This is a genomic window from Brevibacillus gelatini, assembly GCF_050920745.1.
Classification (GTDB): domain Bacteria; phylum Bacillota; class Bacilli; order Brevibacillales; family Brevibacillaceae; genus Brevibacillus; species Brevibacillus gelatini.
In genome coordinates this window covers 2,356,928-2,378,010 of record NZ_CP154342.1, presented here as the reverse complement: position 1 = coordinate 2,378,010, position 21,083 = coordinate 2,356,928, and the positions used below count along the sequence as shown (strand labels likewise).

Sequence of the window (21,083 nt, the reverse complement as noted above, 5' to 3'; positions counted from 1 at the left end):
GGTGAACAGGACAAGATGAATAACATTGAAACGTATTATCCCGTTACTCCTTTGCAGCAGGGCCTCATTTTTCACAGTTTGCTGGAGCCGGAGTCCGGAGCCTACATCGTACAGATGGGGCTGAAGCTGCAAGGTCCTCTGAATGTTTCCTTGTTTGAACAGGCATGGCAGTGCCTGGTAGACAGACACGCCATTTTTCGCACCAGATTTGTTGGCGGCAAAGTAAAAGAATACGTCCAGGTCGTCCTGAAGGAACTGAAAATATCGCTGGTAGAACACGATCTCCTTCATCTTTCCTCCTCCGAACAAGAGGCTTTTTTACATACGTTTGCGAAAGAAGATCGCAAACGCGGCTTCAACGTCGAGCAAGCGCCGTTGATGCGATTGAACCTGTTTCATTTGGATAGCGATACCGTTCATTTTCTGTGGACGCTGCATCACGTACTGATCGACGGCTGGAGCATGCCGCTGGTCTTCGGCGAAGTATTTGCGGCCTACGACATGCTCAGCAAAGGCCAGCCGGTACAGCTCCCTCCGGTCAGAGCGTACCGCGACTACATTGTGTGGCTGAAAAAGCAGGACTTGAAGCAGGCGGAAGCGTTTTGGCGCCATTATTTGCAAGGCTTTGCGGAAGCGACGCCGCTTTCGTTCGGACGAGCCTACAAAAATCCGTACCTCGATCAAAAGCAGTACCGGGAACTGGATTTGACAGTCAGCGAGCCGATTTCCCGCGCGCTGCAAACGTTGGCACGTCAGCACCGTCTGACCGTCAACACCATTGTGCAAGGCGCATGGGCCTTGCTGCTAAGTCGCTACAGCGGTCAGGATGACATTGTGTTCGGCGCCACCGTCTCGGGACGTCCCGCCGATTTGCCCGGGGTCGAGACGATGATTGGCTTGTTTATCAATACCCTGCCCGTCCGGGTGCAGATCAGACAGGATGAGAGTGTCATCAGCTGGCTCAAATCTTTGCAGCAGCAGCAAGCCGAGTTTCGCCAGTACGAGTACACGCCGCTTGTGGAAATCCAGGGCTGGAGCGATGTACCGCGCGGACAATCGCTGTTTGAGAGCATTCTCGTTTTTGAAAATACGCCTGTCGGGCAATCAGGTGGCGGCGGTGGAGAAAGTACGATCTCGATTGTGGACGTACACTCGGAGGAGCAGACAAACTACCCGTTTACGCTCGTAGCAGCCTCCGGCAAGACGATCGACATCAAGGTCAAATTCGATGAAAGCCAGTTTGAGCTTTCTGCCATTGAGCGGGTTCTCGATCAGCTTCACTCGCTGCTGGTCTCGATTGCCAAAAACGCCAGACAACGGCTTGCCGATGTCTCTCTCATCAGCGAGAGCGAACGTCATCAAGTTCTCGTCGAGTGGAACCGGACGGCAGTGGAATACCCTACAGGGCTTTGTGTTCATCACGCGTTTGAGCGGCAAGTGGAAAAGACGCCGAATGCCGTGGCCGTTGCCTATCACGATGTCGAACTGACCTACGCGCAGTTGAACGAACGGGCGAACCAGTTGGCCCACCGCCTCGTCAGCGAAGGGGTGAAGCCGGATACGCTCGTCGGCATTTGCACAGAGCGTTCGCCTGAAATGATAATCGCCATCCTTGGGGCAATGAAATCCGGGGCTGCCTACGTACCGATTGACCCGGCCCACCCACGAGAGCGCATCGCCTACATGATCGCGGATTCGCAAGCGCGTGTGCTGCTGACCCAACAGTCGCTCATCGAGATGCTGCCTGAAACAGAGGCGAATGTCGTTTGCCTCGACAGCGATGAACTGGCCGATGAGCCTGTTGCAAATGTTGCGAGCGAGGCTATGGAGCGAAACCTTGCCTACGTGATCTACACCTCTGGCTCTACCGGACAGCCAAAAGGGGTCATGGTCGAGCACCACAGCGTAATGAACATGGCGCATGCCCTGATCGAAGCGTTTGACATTCAGCCGACAAGCCGTGTCCTGCAATTTACTTCGTTCAGCTTCGACGTGTCGATTTCCGAAATCGCAATGGCGTTACTCGCTGGTGCAACGCTGGTCATCGCCGATCGGGAGTCGCTCATGCCAGGTCCAGAGCTGATTCAGGTTTTGCGGGAACAGCGCATCACTGCCGTTTCCATGGTGTCTTCCGTGCTGGCAGCTCTGCCGGATGCCGAACTGCCTGACCTGCGCACGTTGATCGTCGGCGGGGAAGCGCCGAGCCGCGAGCTTGTGGCCCGCTACGCGCCCGGCCGCCAGTTTTTCAACTGCTACGGCCCGACGGAAGCGACCGTATGCTCCACGATGATGCTGTGTCAGCCCGGCATGGAAAACCCGCCGATCGGCCGTCCGATTGCCAACGCGACGATGTATGTACTGGATGCGAACCTCCAGCCTGTGCCTGTCGGAGTTCCCGGTGAGCTGTACATTGGCGGAAAAGGCTTGGCTCGCGGCTACTGGAATCGTCCCGAGCTTACAGCCGAGCGCTTTATCGCGCATCCGTTCGGCGCGGAAGGCGAGCGTCTTTACCGGACGGGCGACCTCGTTCGCTATCGGCAAGACGGCAATCTCGAATTTCTCGGACGCATCGACCATCAGGTAAAAATTCGCGGGTATCGCATCGAGCTGGGCGAGATTGAAAATGCCCTCAGACAGCACCCTGCCGTGCAGGAGGCACTGGTCATCGCCCGGGAAGAAAAAGCGGGTGACAAGCGCCTGGCAGCCTATCTGGTGGCAGCGACGAACGAAGAGAAGCCAGCTGTAGAGGAACTTGCCTTTTTCCTCAAGGAAACATTGCCGGATTACATGATTCCGGCAGGCTTTGTCTGGCTGGATGCGATTCCGCTTACCGTCAATGGAAAAGTGGATCGCCGCTCCTTGCCTGTGCCGGATTGGGGACAGCTGACCACACAGCGGGAGTATATCGCTCCGCGTACCCCGACAGAAGAAATCGTGGCGAACATCTGGTCACAAGTGCTTTCGGTGGAGCGGGTCGGCAGCTACGACGATTTCTTCGAGCTTGGCGGCCATTCACTTCTGGCAACTCAAACGGTCTCCCGCCTGAAGGAAGCGTTTGGCGTAGAGATACCGCTCCGCACTCTTTTCGAGTTTTCGACGGTGAACAAGCTCAGCGAATGGATTGCCTCGGTCAGTGAAAACAAATCGGGTCTGTCCGACATTCCGCTCGTCCCGGTTGCCCGCGACCGGAACTTGCCGCTTTCCTATGCGCAGCAACGCCTGTGGTTTTTTGACCGCTTGATGCCCAATCATGCGCTGTACAACATCCCGACCGCTGTCCAATTGCAGGGAAAACTTGACATCGACGCGTGGGAGCGCAGTCTCAAGCGGATAATCGACCGTCACGAGAGCTTGCGCACGACGTTTACGGATGAAAACGGAGAAGCCGTTCAGGTGATTCATCCAACGATTGACTGGCGACTGGAGCGAATCGATCTTCGCGCACTTCCGGACAATGTGCGTCACGCAGAAGGACAGCGTCTGGCAAAAGAAGAGGCGAACAAGCCGTTTGACCTCGTCACAGGCCCGCTGATTCGCGCGACGATCATCCAGACCGGGGAAGAAAATTTCATTTTCCTGCTGAACGTGCACCATATCATCGCCGACGGCTGGTCAGCGGGGATTTTGCTGCGCGAGCTGTTCACCTGCTATCAGGCTTTTGCCAAAGGGGAGACACCACAACTTGCCGAGCTGCCGATCCAGTATGCGGATTATGCGGTTTGGCAGCGCGAATGGCTCACGAGCGACGTGTTGGAAAAGCAACTGTCCTACTGGCGGGCAAAACTGGGCGGAGCAGAGCCGCTGCTTGCCTTGCCGACAGATCGGCCCCGACCTGCTGTGCAGTCGTACGAGGGCAGCAGCATCACCGTCATGTTTGACGAAGAGCTGAAAGCGAGTCTCTTTGCCCTGAGCAAAAGAGAAGGGACGACGCTTTTCATGACGCTGCTCGCCGCCTTCCAGGTGTTTTTGTACCGCTACACAGGGCAGGACGACATTCTCGTCGGCACGCCGGAAGCGGGACGCAGCCGTCAGGAGACGGAAGGGTTGATCGGCTTTTTCATCAACACGCTCGTCATGCGAACAGACTTGTCCGGCGAGCCGAGCTTTAAGGAAGTGCTGGCGCGCGTGCGGGAGACGGCCCTTGGAGCGTATGCTCATCAGGACCTGCCCTTTGAAAAGCTGGTGGACGAACTGCAACTGGAGCGCAGCCTGAGCTACTCCCCGCTGTTCCAGGTGATGTTTGTTCTGCAAAACATTCCGGTTCAGGCAGAAGCGCTGGAAGGGATTCACATCTTGCCGCTAGAGGGCGGTCAGCAGGTGGAGACTACCAAGTTTGACCTCACCTTGACGATGGCAGAAGCGCCGAACGGTTTGGCGGCTACGTTTGAGTACAACACAGCGCTGTTCGACCGAAGCACGGTGGAACGGATGATCGGGCACTTTGGCCGATTGCTCGAAGCCGTAGCAGCGGACGCCAACCAGGCGATCACCACCTTGCCGCTGATGAGCGAAGCGGAGCAGCAGCAAGTCGTGGCGGAGTGGAACAACACAGCCGTAGCGTACTCCACCGGGCATTGCGTGCATGAGCTGGTCGCCCAAATCGCCCGCGAACTGCCAGATCAGCCTGCTGTCGTCACAAAGCAGCAATCCGTGACCTACGCCGAACTGGAAGCGAAAGCGAATCAGCTTGCCCATTATTTGCAAAAGCAAGGTGTCGGCCGGGGAAGTCTCGTCGGCATTTGCGTCGAACGGTCGATCGAGATGGTCATTGGACAGCTGGCGATCATCAAGGCGGGCGGTGCCTACGTGCCGATGGACCCGGCGTATCCAAAGGATCGGCTCGCCTTCATGATGCAAGATGCAGGCATGGCGATTGTCCTGACGCAAGAACGTCTCACCGACAAACTGCCTGCAGGCGCGAGCCGCCTGATTTGCCTGGACGCAGACTGGGACGCGATCGCCAGGGAGCAGACGGCGGCTCCAGCGAGTGCGGCTTCCGTAAACGAACTGGCCTATGTCATCTACACGTCAGGTTCGACAGGCACGCCAAAAGGAGTCGAGATCGAGCACGCCGCTCTGCTCAACCTGATTTTCTGGCATCAGCGAGCCTATCAGGTCACAGCCAAAGATCGGGCTTCGCAAATTGCCGGGACCGCTTTTGATGCATCGGTATGGGAAATTTGGCCTTATTTGACAAAAGGAGCCACACTTTATTTGCCGGAGGAAGAAATTCGTCTCGTACCGGAAAAACTGCGCGACTGGCTGGTGGATTGCCGGATCACGATCAGCTTTTTGCCGACGCCCTTGACGGAGAGCATGCTCGCGCTTGATTGGCCGGACCATACCGCGCTGCGCTACATGCTGACGGGCGGCGACAAGCTGCATCACTACCCGTCGGACAAGCTGCCGTTTACGTTGGTGAACCAATACGGGCCGACAGAAAATACGGTCGTGGCAACAGCAGGCATCGTTCCGAAAGAGGCGGGACAAACAGCCGCCCCCACGATTGGCCGTCCGATTGACAATGTGCAGGTTTACGTACTCGATACCCACATGCAGCCTGTTCCTGTCGGAGTGTCCGGTGAGCTGTACATCGGCGGAAGCTCTCTGGCGCGCGGTTATCTGAATCGTCCCGAGCTGACACAAGAGCGCTTTGTCCCTCATCCATTTAGCGAAGCCGAAGGGGCGCGTCTCTACCGGACAGGCGACCTGGTGCGCTACCTGCCGGATGGCAGCCTTGAGTTCATCGGTCGTACCGACGATCAGACGAGCATTCGCGGCTTCCGCGTCGAGTTGGGAGAAGTGGAGACGGCGATTGTCGCTCACCCTGCGGTAAAGGAAGCAGTCGTGACCGTTTGCACGGACAAGCAGGGAACGAAGCGGCTGGCTGCCTACCTCGTTTTGGAGGAAGGAACGGCGCTTGCCACCAACGACATCCGCAAAGCGCTCAAGGAAGCGTTGCCTGACTACATGGTTCCGGCGTTTTTCATCGAGATGCCGTATTTGCCGCTCACGCCAAACGGCAAGGTAGATCGCAAAAGCTTGCCCGCCCCTGATTTCCAGCGACCAGAGCTTGCGGGAGAGTTTGTTCCGCCGTCTACGGAAAAAGAGCAGCGGCTTGCCGCCATTTGGAAAGACGTGCTCGGCATCGAGCAAGTCGGGATTCACGACAATTTCTTCGAGCTGGGCGGGGACTCGATTCTCAGCATCCAGATCGTGTCCCGTGCGAACCAGGCAGGACTCACGCTTACGCCAAAGCAATTGTTCGAATACCAGACCATTGCCGAACTGGCGCAGGTCGTGGAGGAAAAAGCTGCAGGACAAGCGGAGCAAGGGCCGATCACAGGCGAAGTGCCGCTTTTGCCGATTCAGAAATGGTTCTTTGCGCTTCCATTGGAAAATCGGGATCACTGGAACCAGTCCGTCTTGCTTTCCATCCGGGCTGGCATCGACCAGGAGGCGCTCAGACAAGCTGTTGGCCAACTGCTCTCCCATCATGATGCACTCCGCATGCGCTATACCCAGACAGAACATGGCTGGCAGCAGCAAATGGACGCGCCGAGCGAGACGATTCCGTTCCGTGTCGAAGATTTGTCCCAGCTTGCGCAAAAGGAACAAGCAAGAGTCGTTGAAGCCATTGCCAACCAGACGCAGGCCAATCTGAGCCTGGCAGAAGGGCGAGTGGTTCAGACCGTTTACTTCCATCTGGGGAAAGACGTGCCGGGCCGCCTGCTGATCGTCGCCCATCATCTGGCAGTAGACGGGGTATCGTGGCGCATCATCCTCGAAGACTTGCAAAACGCCTACGGGCAAATCGCCGCAGGCAGGGAAGCAAAGCTGCCAGCGAAAACCACGTCCTACAAACAATGGGCGCATGAGCTTGTACGCTACGCGCAGTCAGATGCCCTGGAACAAGAGAAAAGGTACTGGCTGTCCAAGTCCTCTGTCGATTCGGCCCGGCTGCCTGTGGATGCGCCAGATGGCGGGGAGAACACAGAGGCGACTGCGAAGTCTGTCCAGCTGTCGTTGAGCGTGGAAGAAACAAAAGCGCTGCTGCAGCATGTGCCGCAAGTGTATCGTACACAGATCAATGATGTCTTGCTGACCGCTTTGGCGAAGGCACTTGGACGCTGGACAGGCAAACGTTCCGTGTTCGTCAACGTCGAAGGCCATGGTCGGGAAGAGCTGGCCGAGACAATCGACCTGTCGCGTACCGTCGGCTGGTTCACCAGCATGTATCCGGTACATCTGCAATGGGACGATACTTTTTCGGTGAAAAAAGCGCTTTTGACAACAAAAGAAGAGCTGCGCGCCATTCCGAACAAAGGGCTTGGCTACGGCGTGCTCCGCTACCTCCATGCGGATCGGGAGGTGGTCGAGGCGCTGGACCGCATGCAGGCAGAAGTGCTGTTCAACTACATGGGCAAGATCGACCAGATTGTCAGCGCCGATTCCCTGTTTGGCTCAGCACCGGAATCCAGCGGTGCGAATCTGAGTCCGCATGCCCAACGACACCATCTGATCGACGTAAACAGCGTCGTCGCAGGAGAGCAACTGCATGTGACCTGGCGATTCAGCGAGAAGCTTCATCGGGAGAGTACAATTGCCGCTGTTGCAGCAGACTTCATGGCTGCCCTGCGGGAGATTGTCGCCCATTGCGCCACAGAGGAAGCAGGGGGATACTCCCCGTCCGATTTCCCGCTCGCTGTACTGGATCAGAAGAGCATCGACAAGCACATTGGCTCGGATCGGCACATCGAGGATGTGTATACCCTTTCGCCGCTCCAGCAAGGCATGCTGTTCCACTCCTTGTACAGCCAGGACAGCGGCGATTACGTCGTCCAGTTTGCGGTCACGTTCCACAACCTGAATGTGTCCGTTCTGGAAAAAGCATGGCAAAAAGTGCTGGACCGCCATTCCATTTTGCGGACGTACTTCGTCTGGGAAGGGCTGAATCAGCCGCACCAGGTTGTGCGCAAAGACGTAAAAGCTGTGATCCGCGAAGAAGATTGGCGCCATTTGCCAGCAAATGCGCAGGACGAGATGTTTGCCGCTTTTCTTGCGGAAGATCGCAGACAAAGCTTCGACATCACGCAGGCCCCGCTGTCGCGCTGGGTAGTCTTCCGCACAGAAGATGCGGAATATCGCTTCGTCTGGAGCTTCCACCACGTTTTGCTGGATGGTTGGAGCGTTCCGATTGTGTTGAACGAACTGCTTGCCCACTACACTGCGATCAGCGAAGGACGGGAAGAAAAACGGAGACCTTCCCAGCCGTTCTCCCACTACATCGCCTGGTTGAAGCGACAGGACATGCAAAAAGCACAGCAGTTCTGGACGGAGCAACTGAAAGGCTTCCACGAGCCGACTGCGCTCGGAATGGGCAAAGCCGCCGTTGCTTCCACACAGAAGCAATACAGGGAAAAAAGCGTCCTCTTGTCGGAGGAAGCGAGCGAGCAGTTGCACAGCTTCGTACGCGAGCATCAGTTGACGCTGAACACGTTGGTGCAAGGCGCGTGGGGCTGGATTTTGGGCAGCTACAGTGGCGAGGAGGAAGTGCTGTTCGGGGCGACAGGCTCAGGGCGGCCGGCAGACCTTGCCGGGGTTGAGACGATGGTAGGCTCTTTCATCAATACACTGCCTGTACGGATTCCGCTGCAGACGGACGCGACCGTGCTCGCCTGGCTGAAAGACTTGCAACGCAGACAACTGGAGATCCGGGAGTACGAATATACACCGTTGTTCGACATCCAGAGCTGGAGCGAACTGCCGCGCGGGTCTGCCCTGTTTGAGTCGATTCTCGCCTTTGAAAACTATCCGACCGTGCAAGCGGCGAAACGGGAAGAGGGCAATCCGGACTCTGCTCTGTCGGGCGTTTCGCTGGAAATTCACGATGTAACGGCCGTGGAACAAACCAACTACCCGCTTACGCTGGTCGCAGCCCCAGGCAAGCAAGTAGCGATCAAGCTGAAATACGATCAGGATCGCTTCGATGACGCCATGATCGACCGGGTGCTGCAGCAGATGAGCCGGCTCATGATCCAGATGAGCGAAGCACCAAAGCTGCGTCTTGCCGACATCACGCTGATGGACGACGCCGAGCGCAAGCAGGTGCTCGGCGATTGGAACCGCACGGAAGCGGACTATCCGCGTGAGCTGTGCATCCATCAGGCATTTGAGCGGCAAGTCGAGAAAACGCCTGACCACGCAGCGCTCGAATATAAAGGGCAAACCTTGACCTATGCCGGGCTGAACCAGCGAGCCAACCAGCTCGCCCGCCTGCTGCTTGAAAAAGGCACAAAGCCTGACACGACTGTGGCGATTTGCACGGAGCGCTCCATGGAGATGATCGTGGGCATTCTCGGGGTGTTAAAAGCCGGAGCCGCCTATGTGCCGATTGATCCGGCCCATCCAGAAGAGCGGATCGCCTACATGCTGGCGGATTCACAAGCCGCTGTTGTGCTGACGCAAGAAGGACTTGCGGACAAGTTTTCCCAAACGGCGGCATCGGTTCTTTGCCTGGATGCCGAGTCGCTCTACACGGACATGCACAGTGAAAACGTTCATACCGATGTCCAATCGACCAATCTGGCCTATGTCATTTACACATCGGGCACTACCGGACAGCCCAAAGGGGTAGCCGTCGAGCATCGCAGCTTGATGAACATGGTGCACGCCTACATCGCGTATTTCGGCTTGAACGAATCCAGCCGTGTCCTGCAATTTACGTCATTCAGCTTTGATGTCTCGGTTTCCGAAATTTTCCAGACGTTGCTCTCAGGTGGAACGCTGGTCATCGAGGACCGCGAGTCGCTGTTGCCGGGTCCGGACCTCGTCCGCACCTTGCGCGAGCGGCGCATCAGCAAAGTATCGATGGCCTCCTCCGTGCTGGCTTCGCTTCCGGTTGCCGAATATCCGGATCTGACCGTGATCGAAGTCGGGGGAGATGCCTGCAGCCGCGAACTGGTTGCCCGTTATGCGGCCGGGCGGAAGTTTTTCAACTGCTACGGCCCGACGGAAGCGACGGTCGGTACGATTATCAAGCAGTTGAGTGATGCAGACGATGCGCCGACAATCGGCCGTCCGTTCCCGAATACGAAGCTGTATGTGCTGGACCGTCAGCTTCAACCAGTGCCTGTCGGCGTACCGGGTGAGCTGTACATTGGCGGCGAGTGCCTCGCTCGCGGCTATTGGAACCGTCCCGAACTGACGAAAGAGCGCTTCATTGCCAACCCGTTCGGTCAACCGGGCGAACGGCTTTATCGGACAGGCGACCTCGTGCGCTACTTGCCGGATGGCACGGTAGACTACCTTGGCCGTCTGGACGATCAGGTAAAAATTCGCGGCTATCGCATCGAGCTGGATGAAATCGCCGAAGCGCTCAGACAGCACCAAGCAGTCAAAGAAGCCGTCGTGCTCGCACGGGAAGCAAGACCTGGAGACAAGCGCCTGGCCGCTTATCTGACCAGCCATTCCGGGCAAGAGGTGTCGGCAGACGAAATCAAGCGCTGGCTGAAAGACAAACTGCCGGAGTACATGATCCCGGCGAGCTACACATGGCTTCCGGCGATCCCGCTTACGGTCAACGGAAAAGTGGATCGCAAAGCGCTGCCTGCTCCCGATTGGGGACAGCTTGCGAGCGAGTACGTCGCGCCGCGCAATCCGTTGGAGGAAATGGTTGCCAACGTTTTCGCAGAAGTTCTTGCCGCAGAAAAAGTGGGGATCAACGACAACTTTTTCGAATTGGGCGGCCACTCTCTGCTCGCGACGCAGACCGTCTCCCGTCTGCGCGAACTCGTCGGCGTGGAATTGCAGCTTCGCACCTTGTTTGAACACCCGACAGTTGCCGAGCTTGGCGAGCAGTTGGCGCTGCTTACCGCGCAAACATCCCGGGAACTCGCGCCACCAATCGTCCAGGTATCGCGCAAGGAGCCGCTTCCGCTGTCGTTTACCCAGCAGCGGCTGTGGTTTATGGAGCAGTTCACGCAAAACGGCTCGGTCAACAATATCCCGTCGTTTTTACGCATCCAGGGCGAGCTTGACGTCGCGGCATGGGAAGCGAGCTTTAGGGCGATCATCGAGCGCCACGAAAGCTTGCGGACCAACTTCGAGGTTCGCGACGGACGCCCCGTTCAGGTGGTTCGCGACCATGGCGAATGGGCGATGAACCGAATCGACCTGCGGGAGATGGAGCCTGCAGAGCGGGAAGCGGAAGTCAAGCGTCTTGCCGAACAGGCCATCCTCCAGCCGTTTGACCTGGCGAAAGGGCCGCTGCTTCGCGCCAGCCTCGTGCAGCAGGGAGAAAAAGACTTCGTGTTCCTGCTGGTGATGCACCATATCGTTTCTGACGGCTGGTCGATGGGAATTTTGCTCCGTGAACTTTTGGCCAACTACAAGGCGTTCAGCCAGGGAGAAGCATCCCCGCTTCCGCAGCTGCCGATCCAGTACGCCGATTTTGCCGTCTGGCAGCGGGAATGGCTGAGCGGAGAGGTACTGGCGGAACAGCTTCACTACTGGCGCGAAAAGCTCAAGGGCAGCGAGCCGCTCCTGCAACTGCCGACAGACCGTCCGCGCCCGCCGGTCCAGACGTACGAAGGGGAGAAGCTTTCTGTCCAGTTTGACGCAAAGCTTTTGGAGAAATTGCAAGCATTGAGCCGAAAAGAAGGCACAACGCTCTTCATGACGCTTTTGGCCGCCTTCCAGACGCTGCTTTACCGCTACACGAACCAGGAGGACATCCTGGTCGGAACACCGATTGCCGGACGTAACAAGCAGGAGACGGAGCAACTGATTGGCTACTTCATCAACACGCTCGTTATGCGCACGGATATGGCGGGGCAGCCAAGCTTCCGCGAGCTCCTGGCACGCGTGCGGGAAACGGCACTGGAAGCGTATGCGCACCAGGATGTGCCGTTTGAAAAACTGCTGGATGAGCTGCAATTGGAGCGCAGCATGAGCTACTCGCCGCTGTTCCAGGTGATGTTTATTTTGCAAAACATTCCGGTCGCGGTCGAGCCTGCCGGCGATATTCAACTGAGCAGCTTCGACATCGACATGGGGGCCGTCACTTCGAAGTTCGACCTGACGATGACGATGGTGGAAACCGCAGACGGACTGCTCGCTACCGTGGAGTACAACAAGGCGCTGTTTGACAAAGCCACAATCGCCCGTATGGTCAACCACTTCCACAAGCTGATGGAAGAGATCGTGGCGAACCCGGATCAGTCGATCACCTTGCTTCCGCTCATGCGCGAGGAAGAGGAGCAGCTTTTGATTACAGAGTGGAACCGCACCGAAGTACCGTACTCGCGGGAAAAATGCGTCCACGAAATGATCGAGGAGATGGTCGCGAAAGCGCCGGACAGCGTCGCCCTAATCGTGGGCGAGCAAAGGGTGACGTACAGCGAGTTGAACAAGCAGGCGAACAAGCTGGCCCATTATTTGCGCAAACAGGGTGTAGGCCCGGAAGTGCTCGTCGGCATTTGCGCAGAACGGACCGTCGAGATGATGATCGGACTGCTCGCCATCTTGAAGGCGGGCGGCGCCTATGTGCCTATCGACCCGGCGTATCCGGCAGAACGGATCGCCTACATCATCGAGCATTCCTGGATTCCGCTTCTATTGACGCAAGAAAAGCTGCTGCCGACCTTGCCTGCGCATGAGGCCCAGGTCATTTGCCTGGACAGCGATTGGGAAGCCGTCGCGTACGAGTCTGAGCAAAATCCGGGCAAACTTGCGACTTCGGACAATCTGATCTACGTCATCTACACATCCGGTTCCACAGGCAATCCAAAAGGGGTGGCCCTTGAGCATCGCAGCGTCATCTACTTCCTCCGCTGGGCACACGATACATTCACGCCGGAGGAAATGAGCGGCGTCCTGTTCTCCACGTCGATCTGCTTTGACTTGTCTGTCTATGAAATGTTCGCCACGCTGACGATGGGCGGCAAAGTCATCATGGCGGAAAATGCGCTGCACCTGCCAACCTTGCCGGCTGCCGACGAGGTGACGCTGATTAACACCGTGCCATCCGCAGCGGCCGAGCTTGTCCGGATGAAAGGCATTCCATCTTCGGTACGCGTTGTCAACCTGTGCGGCGAGCCGCTTTCCAACAAACTGGCACAGGAGCTGTACGCTTTTGCTCACGTGGAAAAAGTGGTGAATCTGTACGGGCCGACGGAGGACACCGTTTACTCCACCCACGCCATTGTGGAAAAAGGGGCGACGAGCGAGCCGCTGATCGGCAGACCGCAGTTCAACACCCAGGTATTCGTGTTGGACCGCCATCGCAAGCCAGTGCCAGTAGGGGTGCCGGGAGAACTGTACCTGAGCGGTTCCGGCCTGGCGCGCGGCTACTTGCACCGTCCCGACCTGACCGCAGAGCGTTTTGTGCAAAATCCGTTCCGCGAGCCGGGAGTGAAAATGTACCGGACAGGCGATCTCGTGCGCTACTTGCCGGACGGAAACCTGCAATTTGTAGGGCGCGTCGACTATCAGGTCAAAATCCGCGGCTATCGCATCGAGCTGGGCGAAATCGAATCCGTCCTGAACCGCTTCCCTGGCGTCAAGGAAGTCGTGCTGCTCGCGCGCGAAGACAGGGAAGGCGACAAGTGCCTGGTAGCGTACGTCGTGTTCGAAGCCGATTGCACGAGCAAGATTCACGACCTGAACCGCTTTTTGGCTGACAAGCTGCCAGCGTATATGCTCCCGCAGCATTACATGATCCTCGACAGCCTGCCAAGGACGCCAAACGGCAAGCTGGATCGCAAGGCGCTGCCGAAGCCGGAATATGACCGGGCGGAAGCGGATGTCGAATACGTAGCGCCGCAAACCCCGGTGGAAATCATGCTGCACGCGCACTGGGCGGCGGTACTGGAAATGGACAAAATCGGCGTACACGACAACTTTTTCGAAATTGGTGGTCACTCGCTGCTGGCTACCCAGCTCATCTTCCGAGTACGCGAGGAGCTTGCGCTGGAAGTACCGCTGCGCATCCTGTTCGAAAACCCGACGATTGCGGGTATGGCCAGGACGATTGAGGAAATCATCAAGCACGGTCTTTCTTCGGTTTCCAATGAAATCGACGCCAAGGATCTTCAGGACGAGGTTGTGCTCGATCCCGCGATCCAGGCCGAACAGCCGTACAAGGGCGATCCGGCCCAGTTCCAGGCAGCATTGCTGACGGGAGCTACCGGGTTTCTCGGGGCCTTCCTGCTGCGAGATTTGCTGCGGATGACAGACGCCGACATTTACTGCCTCGTGCGCGCTTTCAACGCAGAAGAAGCGATGGCCCGCCTGCGCAAAACGCTGGAGCAGTACGAGCTGTGGGACGAGCACCAGGCACAGCGGATCATTCCGGTAGTAGGTGATCTGGCCAAGCCGCGACTCGGACTTTCTGACGAGCAATTTGCCGAACTGGCTGAAAAAGTGGATGTCGTTTACCATAACGGCGCACTGGTCAACTTTGTCTATCCGTACGCCGCCTTGAAAAAGGCAAACGTCAAAGGAACGGAGGAAATTCTCCGCCTTGCTGCCACGAACAAGACGAAGCCTGTCCACTTCGTCTCGACGATTTTTACGTTCGCCGCAGAGGAAGGGGAGGAATCCGTAGCCGTTCGCGAGGAAGACATGCCGGAGAACAGCCGCATCCTCACTTCCGGCTATACGCAGAGCAAATGGGTGGCCGAGCATATCGTCAACCTCGCCCGAGAGCGCGGCATTCCAACGACGATTTACCGTTGCGGACGGATGACAGGCGACAGCGAGACAGGTGCGTGCCAAAAAGACGACCTGATGTGGAGAATGGCTGCTGGCATTATCGACTTGGGCAAAGCTCCCGACATGAGCGGCGATCTGGACATGATGCCTGTCGATTTCGCAAGCAAAGGCATCGTACACCTGTCCATGACCGAGCACAGCCAAAATGCGAACTTCCACCTGCTCAACCCGGATGCCACCGATTACGACGACCTGCTTGCAGCCATTGAGAACAAAGGCTTTACGCTGGAACGAGTCTCGATGGAGGAATGGGTCGAAGCGGTGCAGGAGGATGCGAAGAGCAAGGGAATGGAGGCGAACTCGGCCGCTCCACTCGGCAACCTGTTCTCAGACGGCCACAACAGCAGGGGCAGCGTCGTTTACGTCGGCAACAAAACGACCCGTCTCCTGCGCCAGGCCGATATCGAGTGCCCGGAAATTGACGAAGAGTTTTTCGACAAGGTTCTCGATTACTTCGTCAGAAGCGGACAATTGCAACTGCCAGAAAAAGCGATGTCTTGACAAAAGCAAAGTTCACCCACCCGCCACTCCCGTTCGCGGATGACGGGTGGGAAAAAACTTAAAAAAATGATAAACTTAAAAAAAATAGAAATAATTGGAGGTATTGCTAATGCCGGATATGCAGCTTATTGCCCCGCTCATTGCCATTCAATTGCTTCTGATGATTATCGCCTTGGTTGACTTGATTCGACGTGATGCAGCTAGAGTCGCTGGCGGAAAAAAATGGCCGTGGGCGCTCGGCATCATCTTTATCAACACCCTGGGACCCATCGTGTATTTCTTCGTAGGCAGAAAAGACTAACCCACGACACGAAGAAAGGGTTGACATTCTTTGCGAGTAATCGAATGCGAAAGTCTCACGAAGGAATATAAAGACCATAAAGCGCTGAAGGACGTTTCCTTTACCATCGACGGTATCGGTTGTGTCGGCTTTCTCGGAGGAAACGGCGCCGGAAAAACGACCACGATCCGCATCCTTACAGGTCTGGCGGCACCGACAGCGGGAAAGGTGAAAGTGGTCGGCTACGACGTTGTCACCGAGCGCAACAAAGTCACCAGCGAAGTCGGCTATTGCCCGCAAATTCCCGCCTTTTACAACTACATGACCGCGACAGAGTGGATGCACTGGGTAGGCAAATTGTACGGGCTGGACAAGCGTACGGTGGAAGAGCGAACCGACGAACTGCTTGAGCTTTGCGGTATCAGCGAGGCGAGGAACCGCCCGATCGGCGGCTACAGCGGTGGGATGAAGCAGCGCCTGGGAATTGCCCAGGCGCTCATCCACAACCCGAAGCTGCTCGTGTTGGACGAGCCTGTTTCGGCTCTTGATCCGATGGGCAGGCATGACGTCCTGCTGTTGATCGAAAAGCTGAAGCGGCACATGACTGTCTTCATGTCGACCCACATCCTCGACGACATCGAGAGGATCGCCGACCATATCATTATCATCAAGGATGGCACCGTGCTTTTGTCATCCAGTCTCGAAGAGTTGCGGGCCAGCCATGTCGAGCCGATCATCGAGTTCAAGCTCGACCAGGAGGACATCGACTTGACAGATGTACTGGACGGGCTTGCGTGGATCAGGGAGTGGAGCCGGGAAGGCGGCACTTACAAAGTTTTCGCGAGCGACTTGGAAACAGCCAAGGCAAGCTTGCCGCACATTCTTCTGGAGTCCGGCGGGTCGCTTGCCTACTACCGTCTGTCGACATTGTCACTTCAGGATATTTTCCTAAAGGTTGTGAACGGATGACTTCCTACCCAATGATACGAAAAGAATTTCAGGAATTGATGAAAACGTACAAAATTCTCATCGTTCCGATTGTGTTTATCGCGTTGATGATTACACAGCCGATTACGATGAAAATGCTGCCGGAAATTTTGGCCAATTCCACCGGACTGCCGAAAGGGACGGTTATCAACATTCCCATGCCGTCCGCTCCGGAAGTGCTCTCGACCGCGATCAGCAAATTCAGCTCGCTCGGCACGTTTGTGCTGATTCTCGTCGTCATGGGTACGATTGCCGGGGAAAAAGCGTCCGGGGTCGCATCCATGGTTTTTGTCAAGCCTGTCAGCCGGGCCAAGTATTATCTGGCCAAAGCCATTACCTACTACACCTTGACAATCGGAAGCATGTTGATCGGGATGGGGATCACCGCTTACTACACAGAACTGCTTTTCGGGAAACTCGATTGGACGCATGTGTGGCTCGGTACATGGATGTACATACCGAATCTGTTGCTTGTCGTCACCACGACCCTTTGTGCCTCCAGCTTCTTTAACAACGCTGTCGGGGCCGGGGGAGCTTCACTGGTATTCAATATCGTGGTCTTTACCGTCCCTCAATTTCTCGGCAAGTTTTTGGACATGGTCTCCCCAGGCGGTTTGACGAATGCCGCGATCATGATGATTCAGGAAAACTCGACACTGGCCGAAGCTGCCATTACAGGGCTGCCGGGGCTGGCGGGCGTCTTTGCACTCAACATCGTGTTTTTCTTCATGGGCTGGTACTTCCTGGAACGATCTGAAATCTAGGCGGGAGGCGTAGGTGTGGAACACTTTTGGCTCATCTGGCTGGTCAGTGTGCTTTGCGCCGCCTGCATCATTCCCGTTCAGTCCAGGACCATTCGCCGGCAAGTACAACGGCAAGCTGCCATGTATCCCGCTGCCAAAGTTCCGCCTGCCTCCGTCCTGGTTGCGCTCATGATGCTCCAGACCTGCATCTTTCTCGCTTTGGCGACTGCCGCAGGCTTGTGGCTGCTGCCTTCCACCGGACTTCGGCTTTGGTTCGTGGAATATTGGTCGCAAAAAGCGACGCTGCCTTTTTCCCTTCCGGCTTTTTGGGCTGTCTCCGTTGTCTCGGGAATTGTGGCAGGGGGCGTGGTCGCGCTCGTGGATCGTTCTTTTTTCCAGCCGCAAATGACTGTGCGGCGGAGGGAAGAACCGATTTCAAACCGACTCTTCGGTCTTCTTTCGTCGTTTTACGGAGGGGTTTGCGAGGAAGTGTTCATGCGACTCGGGGTGATGACGGTTGCCGTGTTTTTGGCGCAGAAGCTCGGACTGGCAGGCATTTCCTACTGGCTGGGTATCGCTGTCGCCGCCATCGCGTTCGCCTGCGCCCATCTTCCCGGGAATTACATGACATACGGAAAAAGCAGTGTCGTCACACGATGGACGCTGCTGCTGAACGGAATGCTGGGCATCCTGTTTGGCTGTCTCTTTTGGCAATACGGCTTGGAAGCCGCCATCATCAGTCATTTTTGCGCAGACATCGTACTGCATGTGATCTTGAATAAAAACAGAAAGTAGGGAAGCATATGCTCGTTGTGACTACAGAAAACATTCCAGGCTATCGGATCGTGGAAGTGAAAGGAACAACATTCGGGTTGATCGTCCGGGCGCGCGGAATCGGGGGAGACATCATGGCTGGCCTGCGTTCCGTTGTCGGTGGGGAAATCAAGGAATACACCGTTTTGCTGGAGGATGCGCGCAAACAGGCGCTCGACCGCATGATTAAAAACGCGAACGCCATGGGGGCAAACGCTGTCGTCATGTTCCGCTTCGACTCTGGAAGCATGGGGAACATGGGCGAAGTTGTCGCCTACGGAACAGCCGTGGTCGTCGAACCGGTATAATCGATGGTCTATTTTCTGATCTACATCGCTTTTCAGGTCGTGCTCCTGGCCGTTCTGTTGATCTTGTCCAAAATCAAGGACAGGCGACTGCACGAAGACCATGGAGAAAAAGTCCCGCCCGGATTCGAGCCGACAAATGAAGTGAACATCGACCCGGTCACGCAGGAAAGGCGGCGTGTTTACTACAATCCGGCGACAGGGGACCGCTACTACCGGATTGAAAAAGAATAGCGCTGAACGCCAAAAATCCCCTTCTTCCTTGTGGAGAGGGGGATTTTTGGCTATCACAATGTTTCTCCTTGCATCGCTTCCTGTCAGGTTTGAAACGTCAAGAAAGAGTACATGCAACAGTGATTCGCGTCTGTTACGAAACTTGTTTCTCCGAGATGATCGTTTCGCCGTCCTTGCCAAAAGCGGTAATGGAAAACAGCTTGCCTTGCTTGAGCGGAAGCTGTGCGTACCACAGGCGGAACGGGAACAGCTCGTTGTCGATAATCTCCGCCTGGAGTGTTTTTCCGGTCTTTTCGCTCACGACCTGGAGGCTGTCAATTTCAGGATCGAGAATGACGCCAAACAGCATCGGGAACGGGGAATCAAACGGGTTTTCCTTGCCGTTGGGAACGTATTTCGTGGAGAAGGCAGAATCATGCAGCGGGTGTTCGGATGCGAGGGGAATGCTGCCGCCGTTTCCCCACTTCCAGCCAAGAATGGTTCTCTTGGCGAATTCGGCGTCAATCATCTGGTCATCCTCGCGCACGAGGAAAAACAAAGTGCCTTTATCGGTGCTCGCTTCATGAAAAACGGTGCCGATGTCCTCCCGCATGCGTTCGATTGCCTCAAGCGCAGTGGGAGAGGAATCGTCGGTCAGAAAATAACTGAAGGTGAAAAGGGTGAGCAAACATAAAAAGAGGGCAATTCGTGTCATAGTGAACTCTCCTGTAAGTGTTTTTCCATGACAGAAAGCTGTTGCTACAGTATTATTTTACCAACAAAACATCATATAATCCATAGCTTATATATTGAATTTACTGTGAATGGAGTATGAGTAAAATGTTCGTGGGCAAACCGAAAAGAAATTTTTGAAGAAAAATCAGTTGGAGGGTATAGAAAAGGGCTTCTCTTCTTGGTAAAGTGTAAAGCGCCAAAACCAAACACACCAAGGAGGAGAAACCCTGTGAGCAAGTTTACCACGGAATTTCCCACAATGAAAGAGCTTGAAACGTTGTTGTTTCGAACGTTGCAGGAACAGTTCGCTGCCGGTATGGCTTATATTTTGGAAGCGTTGGACGAGTATCTGATGCATCAACGGGATCATTCACGCTTTCGGCTGAAGGACCAACGAGAAGTCCAGATCGACACGCTCTTTGGTACGGTTCGATTCAAACGGCGATTGTATCAGGATCGCGTGAAGGGTCAACATGTGTATTTGTTGGATCGTATGCTGGCCTTTGACGGGCGGGAGAAGCTAAGCCCGTTTTTGGAAGAGATAGCGATCGAATTTGCTAGCCAAGGCCCCTCGTACCGGGACAGCGCAAAACGCTTGGAAGCGTTACTGGGGTATCGGGTACTGAGCCATGAGGCCATTCGGGACAAACTAATCACGCGGGTTGAACAAGCATCAACCATCGTGTCGAAAGCGACCCGAAGGTCGGTTCGCGTATTGTTTGTGGAAGTGGATGGACTTTACACCTCATTGCAGAGGCAGCGCCAGCGGGGAATGGAAAATCGAATGGCGATTGTGCACGAAGGATGGGAACAAGAGGGGGACCGAGTGCGGCTTAGGTCGAAACGCCATTACCTGCATACGACGAAGGGAGAGTTCTGGGAAGGGTTTGGCGACTTTCTGGTTCGTCATTACGACATGGATGAAAACACATGGATCGTAGTCAATGGGGATGGGGCCAATTGGATTGGAGAATGCGAATCCTACTTTCACCGCTGTATTTACACACTGGATCGCTTTCATGTGGCGCGAGAATTGCGCCGATTCCTGGGTCAGTTGCCAGAGACGTGGCAGACGGTACGGCAGGCGTTGGTGGCCTTTGAAGCGGATATCTTGCTGGCGACAGTAGAGTCCGTACCGGAGGAAAAGATTCTGGAAGAGCACCGGAACGAATGGCGGAAATACGTGGCCTATTTACGGCGGCATCGAAGGCATCTTATCGACTATCGAAAGGTTCTGGGTGAAGCTGGTATCGACACGACGGGCATGCGTCCAATGGGGAGTGCGGAAGCGCAAATGCGGGTGATGGCAAAAAGGACCAAACGAGGCGGCTACAGTTGGAGTGTACGGGGAGTACAAGCGATGTTGCGAGCCATTATGGCACGACAAGAGGGAAGTCGTTTGAGCGGCCAGGCGATAGCGAAGAAGCAAGTGTTACAGCCCAACCCAATGGTCCGAGTGAAGGACTTGCTACGGGAAGTGAAAGAGCAGGCAAAAGGCTATATAAACGGGACGATCCGCCTGTTGCACGGGCCATATCAAAGCAGCCCTACCGGGCTGGCCTTAAAAGCCCTTCGCGGATGAGGCAAAAATCGAGTGGAAGAAAGGAATCATACAAAAATAAAGCGCTTTCAAGAAGAGGAAACCAGAAGTCTTATTTTGGAGACAAAAAAATCCTGCCCACTATGGCTTGACTCACACGTGAATGGATTTACGATTTCCTTTTCAGGCCA

Annotated in this window: 9 protein-coding genes; 8 read left to right on the top strand and 1 reads right to left on the bottom strand. The window is 55.8% G+C overall.

Annotation, left to right across the window (positions count from 1 at the left end):
- Window positions 1-15: 15 nt before the first annotated feature.
- From AAFJ72_RS11515 to AAFJ72_RS11485, 7 genes are all read left to right on the top strand, one after another.
- Window positions 16-15,276, top strand: coding sequence for a non-ribosomal peptide synthase/polyketide synthase (locus tag AAFJ72_RS11515; RefSeq protein ID WP_432774076.1), 15,261 nt, complete (start codon window positions 16-18; stop codon window positions 15,274-15,276).
- A 109-nt stretch (window positions 15,277-15,385) separates the two neighbouring features.
- Window positions 15,386-15,577, top strand: a complete 192-nt coding sequence (locus AAFJ72_RS11510; protein WP_122903769.1) for a PLD nuclease N-terminal domain-containing protein — start codon at window positions 15,386-15,388, stop codon at window positions 15,575-15,577.
- A 30-nt stretch (window positions 15,578-15,607) separates the two neighbouring features.
- Complete coding sequence (locus AAFJ72_RS11505; protein WP_432774075.1) at window positions 15,608-16,525, top strand: ATP-binding cassette domain-containing protein; 918 nt, start codon at window positions 15,608-15,610, stop codon at window positions 16,523-16,525.
- A complete protein-coding gene (locus tag AAFJ72_RS11500; RefSeq protein ID WP_432774074.1) occupies window positions 16,522-17,307 on the top strand; it encodes an ABC transporter permease in 786 nt (261 codons plus the stop codon). Before AAFJ72_RS11505 ends, AAFJ72_RS11500 begins: the two co-directional genes overlap by 4 nt.
- A gap of 15 nt (window positions 17,308-17,322) precedes the next feature.
- A complete protein-coding gene (locus AAFJ72_RS11495) occupies window positions 17,323-18,081 on the top strand; it encodes a CPBP family glutamic-type intramembrane protease (RefSeq protein ID WP_432774073.1) in 759 nt (252 codons plus the stop codon).
- 8 nt (window positions 18,082-18,089) lie between these two features.
- Window positions 18,090-18,407 carry a heavy metal-binding domain-containing protein gene (locus AAFJ72_RS11490; RefSeq protein ID WP_122903773.1) on the top strand — a complete coding sequence of 106 codons (318 nt, stop codon included), beginning with the start codon at window positions 18,090-18,092 and terminating at the stop codon, window positions 18,405-18,407.
- Window positions 18,408-18,410: 3 nt separating this feature from the next.
- Window positions 18,411-18,638 carry a hypothetical protein gene (locus AAFJ72_RS11485; RefSeq protein WP_122903774.1) on the top strand — a complete coding sequence of 76 codons (228 nt, stop codon included), beginning with the start codon at window positions 18,411-18,413 and terminating at the stop codon, window positions 18,636-18,638.
- Between the two features lie 133 nt (window positions 18,639-18,771).
- On the opposite strand, the gene AAFJ72_RS11480 is transcribed toward AAFJ72_RS11485, so the two are convergent.
- Entirely contained in the window at window positions 18,772-19,332 is a 561-nt protein-coding gene (locus tag AAFJ72_RS11480; protein WP_122903775.1) for a hypothetical protein, read from the bottom strand.
- A gap of 249 nt (window positions 19,333-19,581) precedes the next feature.
- On the opposite strand from AAFJ72_RS11480, the gene AAFJ72_RS11475 reads away from it, so the two are divergent.
- Window positions 19,582-20,934: an ISLre2 family transposase gene (locus AAFJ72_RS11475; protein WP_122906863.1), complete on the top strand. Its 1,353-nt coding sequence runs from the start codon at window positions 19,582-19,584 to the stop codon at window positions 20,932-20,934.
- The last annotated feature ends 149 nt before the right edge of the window (window positions 20,935-21,083 follow it).

Bases quoted from the DNA above. Each gene is read 5' to 3' on its own strand.
- AAFJ72_RS11515 (WP_432774076.1), top strand. From the start codon at position 16: ATGAATAACATTGAAACGTATTATCCCGTTACTCCTTTGCAGCAGGGC.
- AAFJ72_RS11510 (WP_122903769.1), top strand. From the start codon at position 15,386: ATGCCGGATATGCAGCTTATTGCCCCGCTCATTGCCATTCAATTGCTT.
- AAFJ72_RS11500 (WP_432774074.1), top strand. From the start codon at position 16,522: ATGACTTCCTACCCAATGATACGAAAAGAATTTCAGGAATTGATGAAA.
- AAFJ72_RS11490 (WP_122903773.1), top strand. From the start codon at position 18,090: ATGCTCGTTGTGACTACAGAAAACATTCCAGGCTATCGGATCGTGGAA.
- AAFJ72_RS11485 (WP_122903774.1), top strand. From the start codon at position 18,411: ATGGTCTATTTTCTGATCTACATCGCTTTTCAGGTCGTGCTCCTGGCC.
- AAFJ72_RS11480 (WP_122903775.1), bottom strand. From the start codon at position 19,332: ATGACACGAATTGCCCTCTTTTTATGTTTGCTCACCCTTTTCACCTTC.